18 protein-coding genes are annotated in these 19,149 nt (G+C 69.9%); 14 read left to right on the top strand and 4 right to left on the bottom strand.

From position 1 onward, the window contains the following. Window positions 1-31 precede the first annotated feature (31 nt). Window positions 32-889 (top strand): CPBP family intramembrane glutamic endopeptidase, encoded by an 858-nt coding sequence (locus AC1C2T_RS05890; RefSeq protein WP_495361180.1) that lies wholly within the window; start codon window positions 32-34, stop codon window positions 887-889. 10 nt (window positions 890-899) lie between these two features. On the opposite strand, the gene AC1C2T_RS05895 is transcribed toward AC1C2T_RS05890, so the two are convergent. Further along, on the bottom strand, window positions 900-1,913 hold the full coding sequence (locus tag AC1C2T_RS05895) for an o-succinylbenzoate synthase (RefSeq protein ID WP_495361179.1): 1,014 nt from the start codon (window positions 1,911-1,913) through the stop codon (window positions 900-902). A gap of 79 nt (window positions 1,914-1,992) precedes the next feature. Here AC1C2T_RS05895 and AC1C2T_RS05900 point away from each other — a divergent pair, with 79 nt between their 5' ends. The 4 genes from AC1C2T_RS05900 (at window position 1,993) to AC1C2T_RS05915 (ending at window position 4,771) form a co-directional block, all read left to right on the top strand. Beyond that, the gene (locus tag AC1C2T_RS05900) at window positions 1,993-2,184 is read left to right on the top strand and encodes a hypothetical protein (RefSeq protein ID WP_495384583.1); all 192 of its coding nucleotides are present in this window, start codon (window positions 1,993-1,995) and stop codon (window positions 2,182-2,184) included. 36 nt (window positions 2,185-2,220) lie between these two features. Beyond that, window positions 2,221-2,364 carry a hypothetical protein gene (locus tag AC1C2T_RS05905; protein ID WP_495384584.1) on the top strand — a complete coding sequence of 48 codons (144 nt, stop codon included), beginning with the start codon at window positions 2,221-2,223 and terminating at the stop codon, window positions 2,362-2,364. Between the two features lie 9 nt (window positions 2,365-2,373). Next, entirely contained in the window at window positions 2,374-3,327 is a 954-nt protein-coding gene (locus tag AC1C2T_RS05910) for a 1,4-dihydroxy-2-naphthoyl-CoA synthase (RefSeq protein WP_495384585.1), read from the top strand. A gap of 175 nt (window positions 3,328-3,502) precedes the next feature. Next, window positions 3,503-4,771, top strand: a complete 1,269-nt coding sequence (locus tag AC1C2T_RS05915) for an AMP-binding protein (RefSeq protein ID WP_495384586.1) — start codon at window positions 3,503-3,505, stop codon at window positions 4,769-4,771. Between the two features lie 24 nt (window positions 4,772-4,795). On the opposite strand, the gene qcrB is transcribed toward AC1C2T_RS05915, so the two are convergent. Then, complete coding sequence (gene qcrB / locus AC1C2T_RS05920) at window positions 4,796-6,448, bottom strand: cytochrome bc1 complex cytochrome b subunit (RefSeq protein ID WP_495384587.1); 1,653 nt, start codon at window positions 6,446-6,448, stop codon at window positions 4,796-4,798. 150 nt (window positions 6,449-6,598) lie between these two features. Between qcrB and AC1C2T_RS05925 the strand changes: the two genes are divergently transcribed. After that, window positions 6,599-7,615, top strand: a complete 1,017-nt coding sequence (locus AC1C2T_RS05925) for a 1,4-dihydroxy-2-naphthoate polyprenyltransferase (RefSeq protein ID WP_495361960.1) — start codon at window positions 6,599-6,601, stop codon at window positions 7,613-7,615. Between the two features lie 102 nt (window positions 7,616-7,717). Here the strand turns inward: AC1C2T_RS05925 and AC1C2T_RS05930 are convergent, their stop codons facing one another. After that, window positions 7,718-7,993 (bottom strand): DUF4229 domain-containing protein, encoded by a 276-nt coding sequence (locus AC1C2T_RS05930; RefSeq protein WP_495384588.1) that lies wholly within the window; start codon window positions 7,991-7,993, stop codon window positions 7,718-7,720. A 73-nt stretch (window positions 7,994-8,066) separates the two neighbouring features. On the opposite strand from AC1C2T_RS05930, the gene AC1C2T_RS05935 reads away from it, so the two are divergent. From AC1C2T_RS05935 to AC1C2T_RS05945, 3 genes are all read left to right on the top strand, one after another. Continuing rightward, entirely contained in the window at window positions 8,067-8,510 is a 444-nt protein-coding gene (locus AC1C2T_RS05935) for a PLD nuclease N-terminal domain-containing protein (RefSeq protein ID WP_495361172.1), read from the top strand. Next, complete coding sequence (gene menD / locus AC1C2T_RS05940; protein WP_495384589.1) at window positions 8,503-10,446, top strand: 2-succinyl-5-enolpyruvyl-6-hydroxy-3-cyclohexene-1-carboxylic-acid synthase; 1,944 nt, start codon at window positions 8,503-8,505, stop codon at window positions 10,444-10,446. The genes AC1C2T_RS05935 and menD overlap by 8 nt, the downstream gene beginning before the upstream one ends. Before the next feature lie 193 nt (window positions 10,447-10,639). Next, window positions 10,640-11,494, top strand: a complete 855-nt coding sequence (locus AC1C2T_RS05945; RefSeq protein WP_495384590.1) for a PPK2 family polyphosphate kinase — start codon at window positions 10,640-10,642, stop codon at window positions 11,492-11,494. A gap of 96 nt (window positions 11,495-11,590) precedes the next feature. On the opposite strand, the gene AC1C2T_RS05950 is transcribed toward AC1C2T_RS05945, so the two are convergent. Then, window positions 11,591-12,889, bottom strand: a complete 1,299-nt coding sequence (locus AC1C2T_RS05950; protein ID WP_495384591.1) for an isochorismate synthase — start codon at window positions 12,887-12,889, stop codon at window positions 11,591-11,593. A 467-nt stretch (window positions 12,890-13,356) separates the two neighbouring features. On the opposite strand from AC1C2T_RS05950, the gene AC1C2T_RS05955 reads away from it, so the two are divergent. From AC1C2T_RS05955 to AC1C2T_RS05975, 5 genes are all read left to right on the top strand, one after another. Next, a complete protein-coding gene (locus tag AC1C2T_RS05955) occupies window positions 13,357-14,088 on the top strand; it encodes a class I SAM-dependent methyltransferase (RefSeq protein ID WP_495361168.1) in 732 nt (243 codons plus the stop codon). A 99-nt stretch (window positions 14,089-14,187) separates the two neighbouring features. After that, on the top strand, window positions 14,188-15,312 hold the full coding sequence (locus AC1C2T_RS05960; protein ID WP_495361167.1) for a polyprenyl synthetase family protein: 1,125 nt from the start codon (window positions 14,188-14,190) through the stop codon (window positions 15,310-15,312). A gap of 8 nt (window positions 15,313-15,320) precedes the next feature. After that, window positions 15,321-16,739 carry an FAD-dependent oxidoreductase gene (locus tag AC1C2T_RS05965; RefSeq protein ID WP_495384592.1) on the top strand — a complete coding sequence of 473 codons (1,419 nt, stop codon included), beginning with the start codon at window positions 15,321-15,323 and terminating at the stop codon, window positions 16,737-16,739. A gap of 396 nt (window positions 16,740-17,135) precedes the next feature. Next, window positions 17,136-17,792 (top strand): prepilin peptidase, encoded by a 657-nt coding sequence (locus AC1C2T_RS05970; RefSeq protein ID WP_495384593.1) that lies wholly within the window; start codon window positions 17,136-17,138, stop codon window positions 17,790-17,792. Between the two features lie 91 nt (window positions 17,793-17,883). Beyond that, the gene (locus tag AC1C2T_RS05975; RefSeq protein ID WP_495384594.1) at window positions 17,884-18,930 is read left to right on the top strand and encodes an alpha/beta hydrolase; all 1,047 of its coding nucleotides are present in this window, start codon (window positions 17,884-17,886) and stop codon (window positions 18,928-18,930) included. Window positions 18,931-19,149: the final 219 nt, after the last annotated feature.

Raw genomic sequence — 19,149 nt, forward strand, 5'->3', positions numbered from 1 at the left:
GGCGATGCGAACCGTTTGGCAGGGTGAACGCGTGACCACCACAACGACGCCGCACACCCGGGTTCGCACCGACCTGCTCCTGTTCGCCCTCATCACCGTGCTCATCAGCGGGTCGCTGTGGCTTCTCCTGGCCTGGCAGGGCGGGAATGTGCGCGAGGGCGGCGCGCTCTGGATCTTCGGCATCGCGACGTCGGGTCCGTCGCTCGCGGCGCTGATCCTCTACCTGACCCGCACCCGTCGCGCGCCGGATCGCGGCGGCAGCTCTCGGGTCGCGCCCCCGTGGCTGTGGCTGCCTGCCGCACTGGTACTCGGCGCCGCCCCGACCGTGATCGCGAACCTGTTGCTCGCACCGCAGGAGTTCAGTGCGCGCCTCGCGGAAGCACCCGCCGTCGTTGCCGACTTCGGAGGCCCGCTGCTCTTCATCCTGCTGTTCATGATCACGGGCCCCATCGCCGAGGAGTTCGGGTGGCGCGGCTACGCCCAGCCGCGCCTCCGCCGCTCGCTCGGCCTCATCGCCACTTCCGTCGTGCTCGGACTCGCGTGGGCGATCTGGCACATCCCCTTGTTCTTCCTGCCGGGAACCGGGCAGGCCGCCATGGGCCTCTTCACCGTCGACGGGCTGCTCTTCGGCCTCTCCTTCATCCCGCTCTCGCTGATCTACCTGTTCGTCAGCGAACGTCTCGGCGGCCGGGTGTGGGCGGCGATCCTGATCCATTTCTCGGGCAATGCGATCGGCAGCTTCTTCCCCGATGCATCCGTGCCGGTCGCCGTGGTGCAGCTGCTGATCACGTGCCTGTTGGCTGCGGGTCTCTACTTCGCTTGGCGGCCTGACGCGCGACGTCCGCTCGGCGTGACGGTTCGCGAACCCGTGCGGTCGGTCGGCGGCTGAGCCCGCCGGCTCAGGCGGTGGACGGTGTGCCGGCCCCGGCCCCGGCGTCGGCGAGCACCGCGTGACACCGGACGATGCGCTCGAGCCACCACTCCGTGCGCTCGGGCGACGCGGAGTATCGCTCGAGCAACGCCGGGTCGGGCAGCACGCGGCCCACCGGGATCGACCCGTTCTCGGGAATCAACGGCGCCCGCGTGACATCCGCCGCCAGCAATGAGGCGGTGCCGAGTCCGCAGTCGAAGTCGAGCACGGGCACGGATGCTGCGAGCTGCGCGCCCATCGCAAGGCCCACGCTCGTGTCGAGGGCGCTCGAGACGACGATGGGCAGGCCCGTGCGCCCGATGAGCTCGAGTGCGCGGTGGATGCCGCCGAGCGGTTGCGCCTTGATGACGAGCAGGTCTGCGGCGCCCGCCTCGGCGACGGCGAGCGGGTCGTCGGCCCGTCTCACGCTCTCGTCGGCCGCGATCGGCACCCCCATGTACTTCGTGCGGCGGCGGATCTCGACAAGCTCCTCGACGCTCTCGCACGGCTGCTCGACGTACTCGAGGTCGAACGGTGCGAGGGCGTGGATCGCGTGCTCGGCCTCGTCGACGTTCCAGCCGCCGTTGGCATCGACGCGGATGCGGCCTTCGGGGCCGAGCGCCTCGCGAACGGCGCGAACCCGTGCGACATCCTGTTCGAGCGTCTGGTCGGTGCCTGCGACCTTGACCTTCGCCGTACGGCATCCGGGGAATCGTGCGAGCACCGCGGCGACGCTGTCGGGATCGACGGCCGGCACCGTCGCATTGACGGCGATGCGGTCGCGCAGAGTAGGTGGCGGCGCGTTCCAGCCGTAGTCGACGGCAGCGGCCAGCCATGCGGATGCCTCGTGGTCGTCGTACTCGACGAACGGGGAGAACTCGGTCCACCCCTCCGGCCCTTCGAAGAGCACGGCCTCCCGCACGTCGATGCCGCGGAACCGCGTCACGAGGGGGAGGGCCACGACTCTTGCGGTGGGGAGCAGTTCATTCGGCTCGGGCAGCATGTGCCCAGTCTCGCATCCCGGGTCGCGCTGCGCCCTGTGTCGCGCCAGCCTGTAGTGTGAGCGCCCACAGGGGGAGCAGATGAACGGATTGCAGCAGCTCGGTGTCGAGGCGACCGAAGTGCCCGACGACCCGGTGGCGCGCAACGTGCTGATCGGCGTCGGCGGTGTCGCACTCGTCATCGCGGCCTTCATCCCCATCGCCGCCGCGGTCGTCACCTTCGTGGTGGTCGTCACCACGTATGGCGGCTTCCTGCTCGGCGTCACCCGCTGACCGAGGCGGCCTCCGAGAGGCGCTAGCGTCGATCGGATGACCTCACACGCGAGTGGAATCTACGTCGGCCATCTGATCGGCGCATCCTTCGGAGTGGTGTTCGTGATGCGCAGCGGCAGCCTGCTCGGCGAGCCGGTGCAGCTGATCGCCGCCTCGGAGCGCGCGCTCACCGCGGAATAGGCTGGGGTCATGAGCGCCATGGTGTCCGAACTGTTCGATGCGAGCGAGTGGGTCGACGCGGCATCCGCGGTCAGTGGGCCTTCGGGCCTCACCGACATCACCTATCACCACTCGCTCGACGGCCGCATCGCGCGTGTCGCGTTCGACCGGCCCGAGGTGCGCAACGCCTTCCGCCCGCACACCGTCGACGAGCTGTACCGGGCGCTCGAAGACGCGCGCACGAACCCGCGCATCGGCGTGGTGCTCCTCACCGGCAACGGGCCGAGCGCGAAAGACGGCGGCTGGGCGTTCTGCTCGGGCGGCGACCAGCGCATCCGCGGACGCGACGGCTACAAGTACTCGGATGCCGAGACGGCCATCGTCGATGGTGCGGGCGGCGACGCCGACGCACCGGGAAGTCATGCCGCCGTCGGGCGCTTGCACATACTCGAGGTGCAGCGGCTCATCCGCTTCATGCCGAAGGTCGTCGTCGCCGTCGTGCCCGGTTGGGCGGCCGGTGGCGGGCACTCGCTGCACGTCGTCTGCGACCTCACGATCGCGAGCCGCGAGCACGGTCGCTTCAAGCAGACCGACGCCGATGTGGGCAGCTTCGACGCGGGCTACGGCAGCGCGTACTTCGCTCGTCAGATCGGGCAGAAGTTCGCCCGCGAGGTGTTCTTCCTCGCCGAGGAGTACTCGGCCGACCGCGCCTACGAGATGGGTGCGGTCAACCGCGTCGTGCCGCACGCCGAGCTCGAGCGCGAAGCCATCGCGATGGCCCGCACCATTCTCACGAAATCGCCCACGGCGATCCGCATGCTGAAGTTCGCGTTCAACGCGGTCGACGACGGCATGGTCGGCCAGCAGGTCTTCGCGGGCGAGGCGACACGCCTCGCCTACGGCACCGACGAGGCCGTCGAGGGGCGCGATGCCTTCCTCGAGAAGCGCGAGCCCGACTGGGGCCCATACCCGTGGCACTACTGACGCGATGGCGTTCGCGGGGCGGAGTGCCGGCCGCCTTTGTAGGACGATCGCCGAAATGTAGGACACTCACGGCCCAGCCCGTCCTACACAACGCCGAACGTCCTACGAAGCGAGCGGTGCGAGCGGTGCGAGCGGTGCGAGCGGTGCGAGCGGTGCGAGCGGTGCGAGCGGTGCGATGCGGATGAAACCCCTCGTACAGGTTTCGGCGACGGATGTCCCGGCGCTGACCGAGGCGCTGCGCGACGCGCTCGCCGGCGGCCCTGCCGTGTGGCCGATTCCGGACGGTCGAGCGGCGACCGTCCCTTCGACAGGCTCCGGAACCGGAGGACGCGGAACGAGACCAGCTGACGGGCGAGTGGGTCTCGATACGCTGGCTGGCGCTCGCGACTCGACCGACCCGGTCGCCGTCCCCGATGACATCGCACTCGTTGTCGAGACGAGCGGATCGACGGATGCCCCGAAGCGCGTGATGCTCTCGGCCGAGGCCCTCATCGCGAGTGCCGACGCGACGGCCGACCGGCTCGGCGGGCCGGGTCGCTGGCTGCTCGCGCTGCCGGGGCACTACATCGCGGGCGCGCAGGTGCTCGTGCGATCGATCGTGGCGGGCACGACGCCGGTGGTGCTGGGCGAGGGGCCGTTCACAGCCGAGGGGTTCGCCGAGGCATCCGCTCGTCTCGCCACGGATGCGCCGCGCTACACCTCGCTCGTGCCGGTGCAGCTCGCCCGCATCATCGAGCGGGCGCAGCGCGACGCATTCGTGGCGGCGGCGCTCACCGGATACGACGCGGTGCTCGTCGGCGGGCAGGCGCTCGCGCCCGCGGTGGCAGAGCGGGCGGCGGAGCTCGGCGCCAACATCGTGCGCACCTATGGCTCGAGCGAGACCGCGGGCGGATGCGTCTACGACGGCATGCCGCTCGAGGGCGTCGGCGTGCGGGTGGTCGACCCTTCGACAGGCTCAGGGCGGCGCGGCCTGGTCGAGCTCACCGGTCCCATGCTCGCGCACGGATACCTCGACGATCCGACCCGCACTGCCGCCGCGTTCACGGTCGATGCCCGTGGCACCCGCTGGTATCGCACCGGCGACCTCGGCGAACTCGACCGCGACGGCCGGCTCCGCATTCGCGGCCGCGCCGACGACGTCATCATCTCGGGCGGGGTGAAGGTCGCGCTCGGCGAGATCGAGCGGGCGGTGCGCGGCGTCCCCGGATTCGGCGAGGCCGTGGTGCTCGCCGTCGCAGACGCAGAGTGGGGCCAGCGGGCCGTGGTGGTCGCACCGCAAACGGATGCCGCGGCATCCGCTGCCCTCTCGACCCTCGCCGCGGCGACCGACGAAGCCGGGCTCGCACCCGCTGCCCGGCCCGTGAGCCTCGTGGTCGTCGAGCACCTGCCGATGCTCGCCTCGGGCAAGCCCGATCGACGAGCGATCGCTGCGCTCCTCGCCTGACGATCGACCCCCACCCGCAGTGAATCACGTGTGCCGGTCTCGCGTGCCGCTCCCGACGAGCTCCGCCTGTTCCGCCTGACCCTGCGGCGGCGACTCCCGTTCAGGCAGCACGATGCGGTCCTCGAGGAACCAACGAGCGATTGCAGCACGGGTCCGGCGGCGGAGGGTCGGAGGCCCGCCTGCGAAAGGTGAAGGGATTGCCTGCGCGGTCGAGTGGTGGGCGACCAATCGCCACCGGTCGTAGACGTCGACCTGCTCATGCACTTCGACGTACTCGCCCGACGGCAATCGAACGATGCGGCCCGTCTCGTAGCCGTGGATCGCGATCTCCAAGTCCTTCTTCTGGAGGGCGATGCAGACGCGTCGGGTGATGGAGAAGGCGATGATGGGCGCGGCGAGGAGGGCGATCTGCAGGGTCAGGATGATGCCTTCGATGCTGAGTGAGAAGTGGGTGGCCATCAGATCCGCGCTCGCCGCACCCCAGAGGACGCCGTAGAACGTGACCCCTGCGACTCCGATCGAGGTGCGAGTCGCGGCATTTCGCGGCCGGTCGAGGATGTGGTGCTCGCGCCGGTCGCCGGTGATCCACGACTCGAGGAACGGGAAGAGCGCCGCCGTGCCGAGGAACACGCCGATGACGGCAAGCGGAACCAGGACGGCGAGGGTCCAGGTGCGATCGAGCCAGACGATCTCCCAGCCCGGCGGGACGAGACGGAGCGCGCCATCGAGGAAGCCCGTGTACCAGTCGGGCTGACTGCCCGCCGACGCATCACCGGGCGACGCCGGACCGAACAGCCAGATGGGATTGATCGTGACCGTGGCGGCGATGAGCACGAGGATTCCGCTGACGATGAAGAACAGTCCAGCAGCGCGGGCTGCCGCGTTCGGCAGCATCGGGATGCCCACCACATTGTCCGGGGTTCGTCCAGGGCCGGCGAACTGCGGCGGTTTGTGCACGTACGACGAGCGGACCCGCGTGGCGATGAGCACGACCATGAGTACCGGCACCACCGCAACGTGGATCGGGTAGAGGTTCTCGATGATCCGGCCGGGAAACTCCCCGCCGAAGATCAGCATCGCCAGCTGGCTTCCGACGAACGGAATGCCGAGGACGATGCCCTCGACGATGCGAAGGCCCGTGCCCGAAAGCATGTCGTCCGGGAGCGCGTAGCCGCTCCAGCCGCCGAGCAGCGCGACGATGAACAGCAGGAACAGCATCACCCAGCTCGCCTGCCGCGGCCTCCGGAACCCGCCCGTGAAGAACATCGCCAGGAGCTGCACCGACAGGGACACCGGCAGCAGGAGAGCCGCCCAGTGGTGAGCCTGCCGCAGGAGCAGCCCGCCTCGCACTTCGAGTGAGACGTGCATCGTCGATGCGAACGCCTTCGACACCTCCGCACCGTGCAGCGGGATGAACGCGCCGTCGTACCGCACCAGCTCACTCGACGGCGTGTAGAAGAACATCAGCACGAGACCCGTCAGGAAGAGCACGGCCGCGCTCGCAAGCGAGACCACCCCGAACAGGCTCGTCCAGTGGAGCGGAACCGCTCGACCGCGCAACTCGACGGTCATCGCCGAGAGTCGACGGCCGAGCGCTGTACGCGTCCGAAGTCGGAGCGAGAGGCGGTCGGTGATCGGCGACCGACGCGGCCGGCCGGCGGTCAGGGTCTGGTGCATGCGAACCTCCAATGGGCTTTCAATAACAGGACCCCGTCGGGGCCCAATTTGTGACATCCCATGCCTGTGAATCGGATGTGCGCACCCGGATCGAGCCGGCGGGCCCGGCGAACTAGCATTGACTCCGTGGCGCGCCCGAAACCCCAGAAGATGAACCCCGGCGACGAGATCGCGAAGCGGGAGGCCGCGCGCGATCGACGCCGTGGCGACGCCGAATCGAACGGCAACGCCAAATCGAACGGCAACGCCCAGTCGAAGGGTGCGGCGAAGTCGAAGCGCGCTCCTGAGCGCGCGTCGGCGGCCGACTGGGTGTCGGGTGCTCGGCTCCGCACTCTGCCGCTCGCCATCGCGCCAGTCGCCCTCGGCACCGGCGCCGGTATCGTCGCGATCCCCGACGGGCCGTGGCACGTCGCCAGGGCGTTGCTCGCCCTCGTCGTCGCCCTCGCCCTGCAGATCGGAGTGAACTACGCCAACGACTACTCCGACGGTGTGCGCGGGACCGACGAGCACCGGGTGGGCCCGGCGCGACTCACGGGCTCGGGGGTTGCGAAGCCCAAGCAGGTGCTCGCCGTCGCCGTGAGCTTCTTCGCGCTCGCCGCGATTGCCGGGCTCGCCCTCACGGTCGTGACCGGGCAGTGGTGGATGCTCGCCGTCGGCGCGGTCGCGATCGTCGCCGCCTGGTTCTACACCGGGGGCAAGCACCCCTATGGCTACTACGGGCTCGGCGAGCTCTTCGTGTTCGTCTTCTTCGGCATCGTCGCCACAGCAGGGTCCGCCTACGTGCAGGCGCTCATGGTGAACTTCGAGGCGTGGCTCGGCGGCGTCGGCGTCGGGCTCCTCGCCTGTGCCGTGCTCATGGCCAACAACCTGCGCGACGTCACGCAAGACAAGATCGCAGGCAAGCGCACCCTCGCGGTGCTCGTCGGGCCGCTCGCCGGGCGCATCCTGTTCGTGGTCTTCATGCTCGTGCCGTTCGCCATCGTCGCGTTCTTCGCGTTGCTCTACCCCACGGCGTGGCTCGTGATGTTCGCCCTGCTCGCGGCGCTGCCGGCATGTGCGATCGTGCTCACGGCGAAGACACCGCGCGAACTCATCATCGCGCTGCAGCTCACAAGCCTCACAGCCCTCGTGTACGGAGTCGGGCTCGGGCTGGCGGTCGCGCTCTGAAGCTTCCGCTGGTCGAGTAGCAAGCGTCAGCGAGCGTATCGAGACCTGGTGCCGGGTCTCGATACGGCACTGGCGGGCCTACTCGCCCAGCGGATGGCGGGGCTATTCGGCGGGCGGGCGCCGCTCGACGCCTGCATCTTCGGCTTCGTCGTCTTCGTTCACGAGCGGCGTTTCGCGATGGCGGGCGGCGTAGAGATCGCTCGACATCGACTCACGCGGCCGGCGCAGGAAGAGCAGCGACGCGCTGAGACCGAAGACCGCGGCGATCGCAGCGGAGACCCACGGTTCGACCTCGGCGATGAGCAGCACCGCGAGCGGAACGGCGAACAACAGCACCCGCAGCACGGTGTACCAGATCCAGACGGGCACGGACTTCACCCTCACAGTGTAGGTCGCCGCGGCTGGGCGCACTCACAGCCGCGGCGCGCGCTGGCGCGCTTAGACTGAGGTCATGGCCCGGCTGCTCTTCGGACTCGGCGTCGCCGCCGTGATCTTCACGATCTACGCCGTCGCCGACTGCGCGTTCTTCGATCGAACGCGTGTTCGTGGTCTCCGACGCGGCTGGTGGATCGTCATCATCCTCTTCGTGCCGATCATCGGCGCCCTGCTCTGGTTCATCATCGGTCGTGGTCGCGCCGAGCGACTGCCCGGCGGGCGGGCACGCACCGTCGCCCCCGACGACGATGCCGACTTCCTTCGTCAGCTGGGCAGCGATGCCGCGCAAGATGAGCGGATCCGGCGGCTCGAGCAGGAGCTCGCCGACTTCGACTCCGGCGCCGAGAATGGCGCGAACGACGACGGTGAGACAGGCGGCTCGCGCGGCACCGACCGCAAACGACCCGACTCCCCGGAGACGCCGGGCGAGGCCGGTCCGTCCGGCCGCCCGAATGGCTGAGCCGACGCCCCACCGAACGCCCGGCAGCAGTCCAGCGAGCGTCGCTTCGCTGGCATTGCTCGCGGCGTTCGTGCGCGAGGGCGTCGTCGATCTCGTCGTCGCTCCGGGGTCTCGCTCCCAGGCGCTCGCTCTTGCTGCCGCTGAACTCGAACGCGTCGGAGCGGTGCGCCTGCACGTGCGCATCGACGAGCGCGGTGCAGCGTTTCTCGCGCTCGGCCTCGCCGTCGAGTCGGGGCGGCCGGTCGCGGTCATCACGACGTCGGGCACGGCAGTCGCGAACCTGCACCCTGCCGTGCTCGAGGCGCACCATTCGGGGGTGCCACTGATCGTGCTGTCCGCCGATCGGCCGGCAGAGCTCCGCGGCATCCGTTCGAACCAGACCACGATGCAGCCCGGCATCTTCGCCGGTGCGGTGCGTCTCGAGCGCGACGTCGCGCCGCCAGAGGGGGCGGTGGGCGAAGCGGATGCCGCCGCGCAGCTCGCGCGCGAAGCCGTCGCAGCCGCGCTCGGGCGCGATTCCGACGGCTGGCCGGTGCCCCATCCCGGCCCTGGACCGGTGCACCTGAACCTGCAGTTGCGCGAGCCGTTGTCGGCCACCATCCCGGCCGATTCGGTGCCGACGTTCGCTGAGCGTGACCTGTTCGCTGAGCGCGACCCGTTCGCTGAGCGTGACCTGTTCGCTGAGCGTGACCTGTTCGCTGAGCGTGACCCGTTCGCTGAGCCTGTCGAAGTGAACCGCCCCGCGAGTGTCGGGCTCCCTTCGCCGAGCTCAGGGAACGGTGTGACCCCTGTCGCGCTCATCGCGTCTGGGCCGCGAACGGTCGTCGTCGCCGGGGCGGGTGCCGGGCCGGTTGCCGAGCGTTTCGCCCGCGATGGCGGTTGGCCGCTGCTCGCCGAGGTGACGAGTGGCGCCCATTTCGGGCCGAACCTCGTCGTCGCCTACCGCGAGCTGCTGCGCGAGCCCGGATTCGGCAATGAGATCGAACGGGTCGTCGTCTTCGGGCATCCGACGCTCTCGCGGGAGGTAGTGGCGCTCGTGCAGCGAGAGGGCGTCGAGACGATCGACGTCGCGCCGTGGGGCATCGAGTGGTTCAACCCCGGACGTCGGGTCGCACGGTTCGAGCGTGCCGTTCGCGCGGAGCCGCACCCGCCGACGGCGGAGGAGCGCGCCTGGGTCGGTCGCTGGGTGCACGCGAGCCGCATCCTCGTCGAGTCGGGCCTGCCCACTGCGCCGGCGCAGCGCAGCGGCATCGACGAGACCGGGCACGTCTCGGACTTCGAGGCTCAGCGGGAGTACATGAAGGCGCAGCTCGCCGCCGTGCGTGCGCCCATCACGCGGCGCATGCTGGTCGAAGCCGTCTGGTCGGCGACCTGGCCGCACGACCGGCTGGTGTTCGGAGCGTCCCGCCTGATTCGCGACGCCGATCGAGTAGTGCCGGGTCGCCGCATCCGGGTGCATGCCAACCGAGGGCTCGCCGGCATCGACGGCACCGTGGCAACCGCGGTGGGCATCGCGATCGCGAGTCAGTCAGCGCTTCCAGATGCGACCGGTAGGGCGGCGGATGTTGCGGCGCCCTCGCCGGGGGTCGCCCATGCTGCCCGGGCGGGGGTCACTCGCGCGATCATCGGTGATCTGACGCTGCTGCACGACGTCGGCTCGATGCTCATCGGCGAAGGCGAATCACGGCCCCGAGTGCAGCTGATCGTCGGCAATGACGGCGGCGGTTCGATCTTCGACTCACTCGAGGTCGCGGCATCCGCCCCCGCCGAAGCGTTCGACCGGGTGCAGTTCACACCGCAGAGCGTCGATCTGGCAGCCCTCGCCGCAGCCTACGGCTGGGCCTACGTTCGGGCGACCACGCGCGGCGAGCTCGACGAAGCGCTCGGCACCCGCATCGAGGGGCCGTCGATCCTCGAGGTGCCGCTGCCGCGCTGAGGCGCTTTCGTCAGGCCCGGTTCCACCCGGCCCGGCTCCGCCTGGCCCGGTTCCGCCCGGCCAGGCCGGCCCCGCCACGCTGCCCGGCGCGGCTCCGAATCGGCGTCGTGGCGGCTGTCGGCACTTGCCGCGGCATCCGTTCGCTCGGCAGGATGGAACCTGTGCGACGCCGCGTCGCGCGAGGGAGCGTGACATGAGCCGCGAGTCATACTGGACCGCAGACCCCGCCGAGCTGCTGCGGGTGGGTGCGGGGTTCGAGTTGTCGAAGACCGATTCGCACGCGCACCCGGGCTTCGACGGCGACAAGGAGGCTGGACAGGCGGCGCTCGCCGAGGGTGCCGAGATCCTCGCCGAGCTGCAGGAGCAGCTCTTCGCGATGAGCCGCTTGGGAGATGAGCGGCGCATCCTGCTGGTGCTGCAGGCGATGGACACGGCGGGCAAGGGCGGCATCGTGAAGCACGTGATGGGCGCGGTCGATCCGCAAGGCGTGCAGTTCGCCGCATTCAAGAAGCCGACCGCTGAAGAGCTCGAGCACGACTTCCTGTGGCGCATCCACAAGCAGGTGCCGGGCGCCGGAATGATCGGCGTGTTCGACCGCTCGCACTACGAAGACGTGCTCATCGGCCGGGTGCGCGAGCTCGCACCGCCCGCCGAGATCGAGCGGCGGTACGGGGCGATCAACGAGTTCGAGGCCGAGCTCGCAGCGGCGGGGACGACGATCATCAAGGTCATGCTGCACATCTCGCGCGACGAGCAGAAGGCCCGCCTGACCGAGCGACTCGTCCGCCCAGAGAAGCACTGGAAGTTCAACCCCGGCGACGTCGACGAACGACTCCTCTGGGAGAAGTACGCCGAGGCGTACCAGCTCGTCTTCGAGCGTACGGCGGCAGCGGATGCCCCGTGGTTCGTCATTCCCGCCGACCGCAAGTGGTACGCGCGGCTGGCCGTGCAGCACTTGTTGATCGATGCGCTCGAGGCGATGCATCTCGAGTGGCCGAAGGCCGACTACGACGTGGCAGAGCAGCAGGCGCGGCTCGCCGCGAGTTGATCCTCGCCGCGAGTTGATCGAGGAGCCACTGCACCTTGAGGCCGTCCATGAGCGCGACGAGGTCGGCGAGGATCGTGACCGCGTCGAGCGTCGAGCTCAGCCGCCGAAGGCCTCGACGATCGGCCGGAACTTCATGACCGTCTCGGCGAGTTCGTCGGTCGGCACCGAGTCGTGCACTATGCCGCAGCCGGCATATGCGGTGACCGTGCCGTCGGGGTCGACCTGGGCGCACCGCAGTGCGATCGCCCACTCGCCGTCGCCGTCGCCGTCGATCCACCCCACGGGGCCGGCGTAGCGGCCACGGTCGAAGCCCTCGAGTTCGGCGATCACAGGCAGCGCGAGACGGCGCGGCGTGCCGGCGACCGCCGCGGTCGGATGCACCGCCTGCACGAGGTCGAGCGAGCTCGAGCCGTCGCCGAGCGTGCCCTTGAGGTCGGTCGCGAGGTGCCAGAGGTTCGGCAACTGGAGGGTGAAGGGCTCGGGGCTCGTGTCGAGCCGCGCGGTGTGCGGCGCGAGCCGTTGCACGGCACTCTGCACGGCGAGCGCGTGCTCGGCGCGGTCCTTCTCCGAGGCGGTGAGGGCGACGGCGCGTTCGCGATCCGACGCTTCGCCGGCCCCGCGCGACGTGGTGCCGGCGAGCACCCGCGCCGAGACGGTGCCATGGTCGACGCGCACGAGCGTCTCGGGGCTCGCCCCGATGAGCCCGTCGACGGCGAAGACCCATGTGTCGGGGTAGTCCTCGGCGAGACGGTTGATCGTGGCGCGAAGGCCGGCGTCTTCGTGGAGTTCGCCGACGAGTTGCCGGGCGAGCACGACCTTCTCGAACTCCCCGGCGTCGATACGCCGCACAGCCTCAGCGACGGCCGCTTCATATGCCTCGGGCGGCACGGATCCGGGTGCGAAGGCGACGCGCGGCACCTGCCGTTTCGGCGCGGGTTCGGGCAGGGCGACCTCGGCGGATCCGGCGGAGCCCGCGGCATCCGCTGCCTCGTCGTCGCCCGTGTCGAGCGTGATGCGCGTGACCCACGCGCGGCCGTCGCGCCGGCCCATCACGAGTTCGGGCACGATGAGCACGCTCGTCGAGACCGACTCGTCGGCGAAGGCGAACGCGCCGAAGGCGACGAGCCCGGTGCCCGGCAGCCCGACGCGGTCGTCGATCTCGGCGAGTTCGGCGAGTTCGGTCCATGCCGCGGCTGCGTCTTCGACGCGGCTCGGCCCGCTGGTCTCGATACGCAGCGTCTCGCCGAGGCCCACGATGCCCTCGCCGCGGCGCATCCAGACGAGCGGATGCCGCGGATCGGCGCGTGGGATGAGCGGTTCGGTCTCCTCGACCGCCACCGTGCGAACGCGGAGGCGTACGCTCGCAGCCTGCGCCGCGCCATCCTTCTGACTCACCGCCTCAGCCTACGCCGCGCTTTCGGGTCGCTCGCCGTCGCGTGAACCATCGCTGCGGACTGCGTCGTGCTGGGTTTCGATTCGAAGCCGGCGTCGTGCTCGTCGCGGCTTTCGATTCATGTTGCGGATTTCGATATGCCAGTTCCGCCTCATCGATGAGGCGGAACTGGCAGACGCCAGATTTCACTTCTTCTCAGGCGGAGCGAGCACCAGGCGGGATGTGAGCGGATGCTGCAGGGGGCAAAGGGGGTGGCCGTTGGCGCCGGTCGGGGTTGGCGCCGGTCGGGGTTGGCGCGGGTCGGGGATGGCGCGGGTCGCGGATCACGCGGGTGGCGGATGACTGCGGGGGCGGATCGCCGGGTGTGGTGGTGGTTGGGGTGGGTGCCGAGCGGGTGGACCGATTGGCACGTTGCCAATGGTTGCGGAGGGGTCGAACGGCGCGGGCGGCTCCGCCGTAGAATCGAGGGATGACCCGCGCAGACCTCGGCAAGCAGCCCGAACAGGTGTCGGCGATGTTCGATCGCGTCGCCGCGAACTACGACCGCACGAACAACGTGCTCTCGGTGGGCAACGCGCCGCTGTGGCGGGTCGCAACCACGCGTGCGGTCGACCCGAAGCCCGGGCAGCGCATCCTCGACGTCGCGGCGGGCACCGGTACGTCGAGTGCGAGCCTCGCGAAGTCAGGGGCATCCGTCGTCGCCGCCGATTTCTCGCCGGGCATGATCGAGGTCGGCCGTCAGCGGCAGGCCGGCGTGCAGAACCTCGTGTTCGTCGAAGCCGACGCCACGAAGCTGCCCTTCGGCGACGACGAGTTCGACGCCGTGACGATCTCGTTCGGCCTGCGCAACGTCAACGAGCCGAAACAGGCCATCGCCGAGTTCTTCCGCGTGACGAAGCCCGGTGGGCGTCTCGTGATCTGCGAGTTCTCGACCCCGCCCGCCGGCCTCGTGCGCACCGGTTACGGCATCTACCAGCGTTACGTCATGCCGCCGCTCGTGAAGCTCTCGAGCTCGAACGACACGGCATACGACTACCTCAACGAGTCCATCGGCGCGTGGCCCGACCAGGCGACGCTCGCCGGCTGGATCCGCGAAGCCGGGTACACGGATGTCGCGTGGCGCAACCTCACCCTCGGCGTCGTCGCTCTGCACCGCGCCGTGAAGCCACGCACGTCGCCGGTCGAGCGCAGGATCGAGTAGGCGCGCCAGCACCGTATCGAGACCCATTGGCCAGTCTCGATACGCGCCCTCCATCGTCGGGCGCTACTCGACCACCGGACCCCCGGTAGGCTAGGCAACGTGAAACCGAGTCACCCGGTCGCCCGTCGAGGCTCATCGCTCGCCGCGAATCTCGGCCTCAGCGAACGCGTCTTCGCCTCCTCCGCCGACAAGGCCATGGCCAAGGCGATCGACGACGGACTCAACCGTGTCGAAGCCGGCCTCCTCGACGAGGTGCGATTCGCCGACACGATCGCGGATGTCTCGACGCGCTACCTGCTCGAAGCGGGCGGCAAGCGCGTGCGACCGATGCTCACGCTGTTGACCGCGCAGCTCGGCGCGGGCGTCACTGACGACGTGGTCACCGCGGCGCAGGCGATCGAGATCACGCACCTCGCCAGCCTGTACCACGACGACGTCATGGACGACGCCGACCGGCGCCGAGGTGTGCCGAGCGCGCAGGCGGTGTGGGGCAACTCGGTAGCCATCCTCACAGGCGACCTGCTCTTCGCCCGAGCCAGCCAGCTCATGGCCGGGCTCGGCGAGGAAGCCATCCGCATGCAGGCCACCACGTTCGAGCGACTCGTGCTCGGCCAGCTGCACGAGACGGTCGGCCCGCAGCCGGGCGACGACCCCATCGCGCACTACATCCAGGTGCTCGCCGACAAAACCGGTTCCCTCATCGCAGCTGCAGCCCAGTCGGGCATCATCTTCTCGGGCGCCGATCTGGGATTCGAGGCTCCGATCATCGAGTTCGGCGAGAAGATCGGCGTTGCGTTCCAGCTCGTCGACGATGTCATCGATCTTTCGCCGCAGTCCGCCGAGACCGGCAAGGTGCCCGGCACCGATCTGCGTGCCGGCGTCGTGACGCTGCCGATGCTCTGGCTCGCCGAGCAGGCGAAGACCGATGCGACATCCGCTGCCCTGCTCGAACGCATCGAGCGCGACGTGGTCACGATAACCGACCCCGATGCACTCGGCGACCCGCTCGACACGAACACGCTCGCGTCTCGAATCGTGCCGTCGCGGGCGACCGTCGATGCGATCGTCGCCGAATTGCGGCAACACGAAGCCACGCGCGCTACGCTCGCTGAGGCCCACCGTTGGGCACGCGAGGCCGTTGCGGCCCTGGCGCCGCTGCCCGAGGGCAGCGTGAAGAAGGCGCTCACGCGATTCGCCGAGACGGTCGTAGAGCGCGAGAGCTGATGGAGCTGATGGAGACCACGTACGTGACGAGGAACAAGCTGAGACTGGCGATCGTCGGGGCCGGCCCTGCGGGCATCTACGCCGCGGACATCCTGCTGAAGGCCGAACGCAACTTCGACGTCTCGATCGACCTCTTCGATCATCTGCCCGCGCCCTACGGGCTCGTGCGCTACGGCGTCGCCCCCGACCACCCACGCATCAAGGGCATCATCACCGCGCTTCGCGAGGTGCTCGACCGCGGCGATATCCGCATTTTCGGCAATGTGCGTTTCGGTGAAGACATCACACTCGATGACCTGAAGAAGCACTACAACGCGGTCATCTTCGCGACGGGTGCGGTGACGGATGCCTCGCTCAACGTGCCCGGCGCCGAGCTCGAGGGTTCGTACGGGGCCGCCGAGTTCGTGAGCTGGTTCGACGGGCACCCCGATTTCCCGCGCACCTGGCCGCTCGGCGCCCGCGAGGTCGCCGTCATCGGCAACGGCAACGTCGCACTCGACGTGTCGCGCATCCTCGCGAAGCACGTCGAAGACCTGATGCCCACCGAGATTCCGTCGAACGTCGCCGCAGGCCTTGCAGCGTCGCCGGTGACGGATGTGCACGTGTTCGGGCGTCGCGGCCCGACCTCGGTGAAGTTCACTCCGCTCGAGCTGCGTGAACTCGGCGAGCTGCGCGACGTCGACATGATCCTCCACGACGAGGACTTCGACTACGACGACGCGGCTCGCGCAGCGGTGTCGGGCAACAAGCAGGTCTTCGTCATCGACAAGGTGCTGAACCAATGGCGCCAGCGCGCCCTTCGACAGGCTCAGGATCCGGATGCCACAAAGGCCTCCCGCCGCCTGCACCTGCACTTCTTCGCGAAGCCGCTCGAGATCGTCGACGACGGCACCGGCCGGGTCGGCGCGATCCGCTGGGAGCGCACCGCTCCCGACGGCGAGGGCGGCGTCGTCGGCACCGGCGAGATCCGCGAGCTGCCCGTGCAGGCCGTGTACCGCGCCGTCGGCTACTTCGGCTCGCCGCTGCCCGGCATACCCTTCGACAAGAAATTCGGCGTCATTCCGAACCACGAGGGCCAGGTGCTGATCCTCGACGAGGAGTCGGGCGAAGCACGCCAGATGTACGGCGTCTACGCCACCGGGTGGATCAAGCGCGGGCCGGTCGGGCTCATCGGGCACACGAAGTCCGACGCGATGGAGACGATCAAGCACGTCATCAACGATCTCGGCAATTGGTGGACCCCCGAGTCGCCGTCGGAGGAATCCGTCGTCGAGATGCTCGAGTCTCGTGGCATCCGCTACACCGACCTCGACGGCTGGCACCGCCTCGACGAGCGCGAGCAGGAACTCGGTTCGGCCGAGGGCCGCGTGCGCATCAAGGTCGTGCCCCGCGACGAGATGATCGACATCTCGCGCGACGACGCGTAGAGCCCCTCGCTGGTCGAGTAGGCCCGCCAGGGCCGAATCGAGACCCGTCCGCGTAAGCCCGCCAGGGCCGTATCGAGACCCGTCGCGTAGGCCCGCCAGGGCCGCATCGAGACCCGTTCGCGTAAGCCCGCCAGGGCCGAATCGAGACCCGTCGCGTAGGCCCGCCAGGGCCGTATCGAGACCCGTCCGCGTAAGCCCGCCAGGGCCGTATCGAGACCCGTCGCGTAGGCCCGCCAGGGCCGAATCGAGACCCGTTCGCGTAGGCCCGTCAGGGCCGTATCGAGACCCGTCGCGTAGGCCCGCCAGGGCCGTATCGAGACCCGTCGCGTGCAGCGGGCGCCTCGACCTGTTGACAACCGGGAGGCCGCCCCGTCGCCGGCCAGTACGCTGCTCACCATGGCTTTCGAGTGGTCGACCGTGTCGACGGCGGCCGGCTCGGCCCTCGTCGGCTTCGCCCTCGGCTGGTGGCCGCTGGCGCACTGGGCGAGACGGTCGATGCAGAGCGAGCGGATGTCGCAGCAGACGGTGCGCCTGAGCGCCGCCGTCGTGACCGCCGCCGTCTTCGGCGCGCTCGCCCTGAGGTTCGGTTCGTCGTGGGCGCTACCGGCGCTGCTCGCCTTCGCCGTGTGCGCCACCGTACTGTCGATCGTCGATCTCGCCGAGAAGCGCCTGCCGAATGCCGTCGTCTTTCCGGCCTTCGCTGCCGTGGCGATTCTGCTGGTACCGGCGACGTGGGCCGCCGGCACGTGGATGTCGCTCACGTGGGCGATGGTCGGGGCTGCAGCGATGTTCGCCGTGTACCTGCTGCTGGCGCTGATCTCGCCATCGTCGATGGGCATGGGCGACGTGAAGCTCGCGCTCGTGATCGGCGTGCTGCTCGGCTGGTTCGGTCTCTCGGCGTGGCTCCTCGGGCTGCTCGCCGCCTTCCTGGTCGGGGGCGTGGTCGCGATCATCGCGCTCGCGCTTCGCCGCGTCACGCTGCACGGTTCGATCCCGTTCGGGCCGTCGATGCTCGCCGGCGCGCTGCTCGCGGTGCTCTTCGTCGGCCCGTGATCGCGAGGCGTGGCGCTGCATGCCTCAGCGCCCCGCGAATCGGGGTCAGTAATCGGGGTCGGTAAGCTGAGCACGAGCGAGGGGAGGCGCCGTGGCGAACGTCGAGACGAGCACCGAACGCTGGAGTCCAGATGTGCTCGGCGAGCAGTTCGAACAGCTCACCCTCCCGCTCGGACACGACAGTGAGGGCGAGGTCGTGGCCACCCTCGTGCGGCACCGGCCGTCGTGGCGCCCACAGCTGACGCGAGGCGCGGCATCCGGAGCCGATGTGCTCTACGTGCACGGCTGGAGCGACTACTTCTTCAACCCCGAACTCGCCGAATACTGGTCGAACGCCGGCGCCCGCTTCTTCGCACTCGATCTGCGCAAGTACGGCCGCAGCCTGCGCCCCGGCCAGACCCCGGGCTTCATCACCGACCTCGCCGACTACGACGCCGACATCGGTGCCGCGCTCACCGCGATGGGCCATGGGGCGACGGATGGCTCGGAGTCGGCGGATGCCGCGGCGACTCGCAGCACCGCCCGGCCGCTGATCCTGCTCGGTCACTCGACGGGCGGCCTCACGCTCAGTCTCTGGGCCGCCCGGCATCGTGGTCGCGCCGCCGCCCTGGTGCTCAACAGCCCGTGGCTGGAGTTCCAGGCGAGCAAGGTGGGGCGGGAGGCGCTCGCGCCGGTGATCGGCTGGGGCGCGAAGGTCAACCCGCTCGCTCCGCTGCCGAACGTCGACCTCGGGTTCTACACGCGCACGGTCGCGAAGGAGCAGGACGGCGAGTGGTCGTACAACCACGACTGGCGGCCTGATCGGGGGTTCACGACGCATCCGGCATGGCTGACTGCCGTGCTCGCCGGTCACGCCACCGTCGCCGCCCGCATCGACGTCGGCGCCCCCGTGCTCACGGTGTTGTCGAAGCGATCGACGCTTGCGGCGCGATGGGAACCTGCGATGGCCTCGAGCGACATCGTGCTCGTCGTCGACGAGATCGCCGAGCGTACCCTCCGTCTCGGGCAGACGGGTGCAGTGTCGCGCATCGACGGCGCCCTGCACGACGTGTTCCTGTCCCGCGGCCCCGTGCGAGCCGCGGCCTACGCGGCGATCACGGGGTGGCTGCGCGGCTACGCCCCGCCCCGCGCGCGCTGACGCGCCCCGCCCGCGCCCACGCACCGCCCGCGCCTACGCACTCTCTCCTCGCACTCTCGCCCGCGCCCACGCACTCTCGCTCGCTCGCTCGCCCGCACTCCCGCCCGCTCGCCCGCACTCCCGCCCGCTCGCTCGCACTCTCGCCCGCTCGCCCGCTCGCTCGCACTCTCGCCCGCCCGTGCCCGCGCACTCTCGCCCGCGCCCGCGCCCGCGCACTCT

It is taken from the genome of Agromyces sp. Y558 (genome assembly GCF_059445415.1).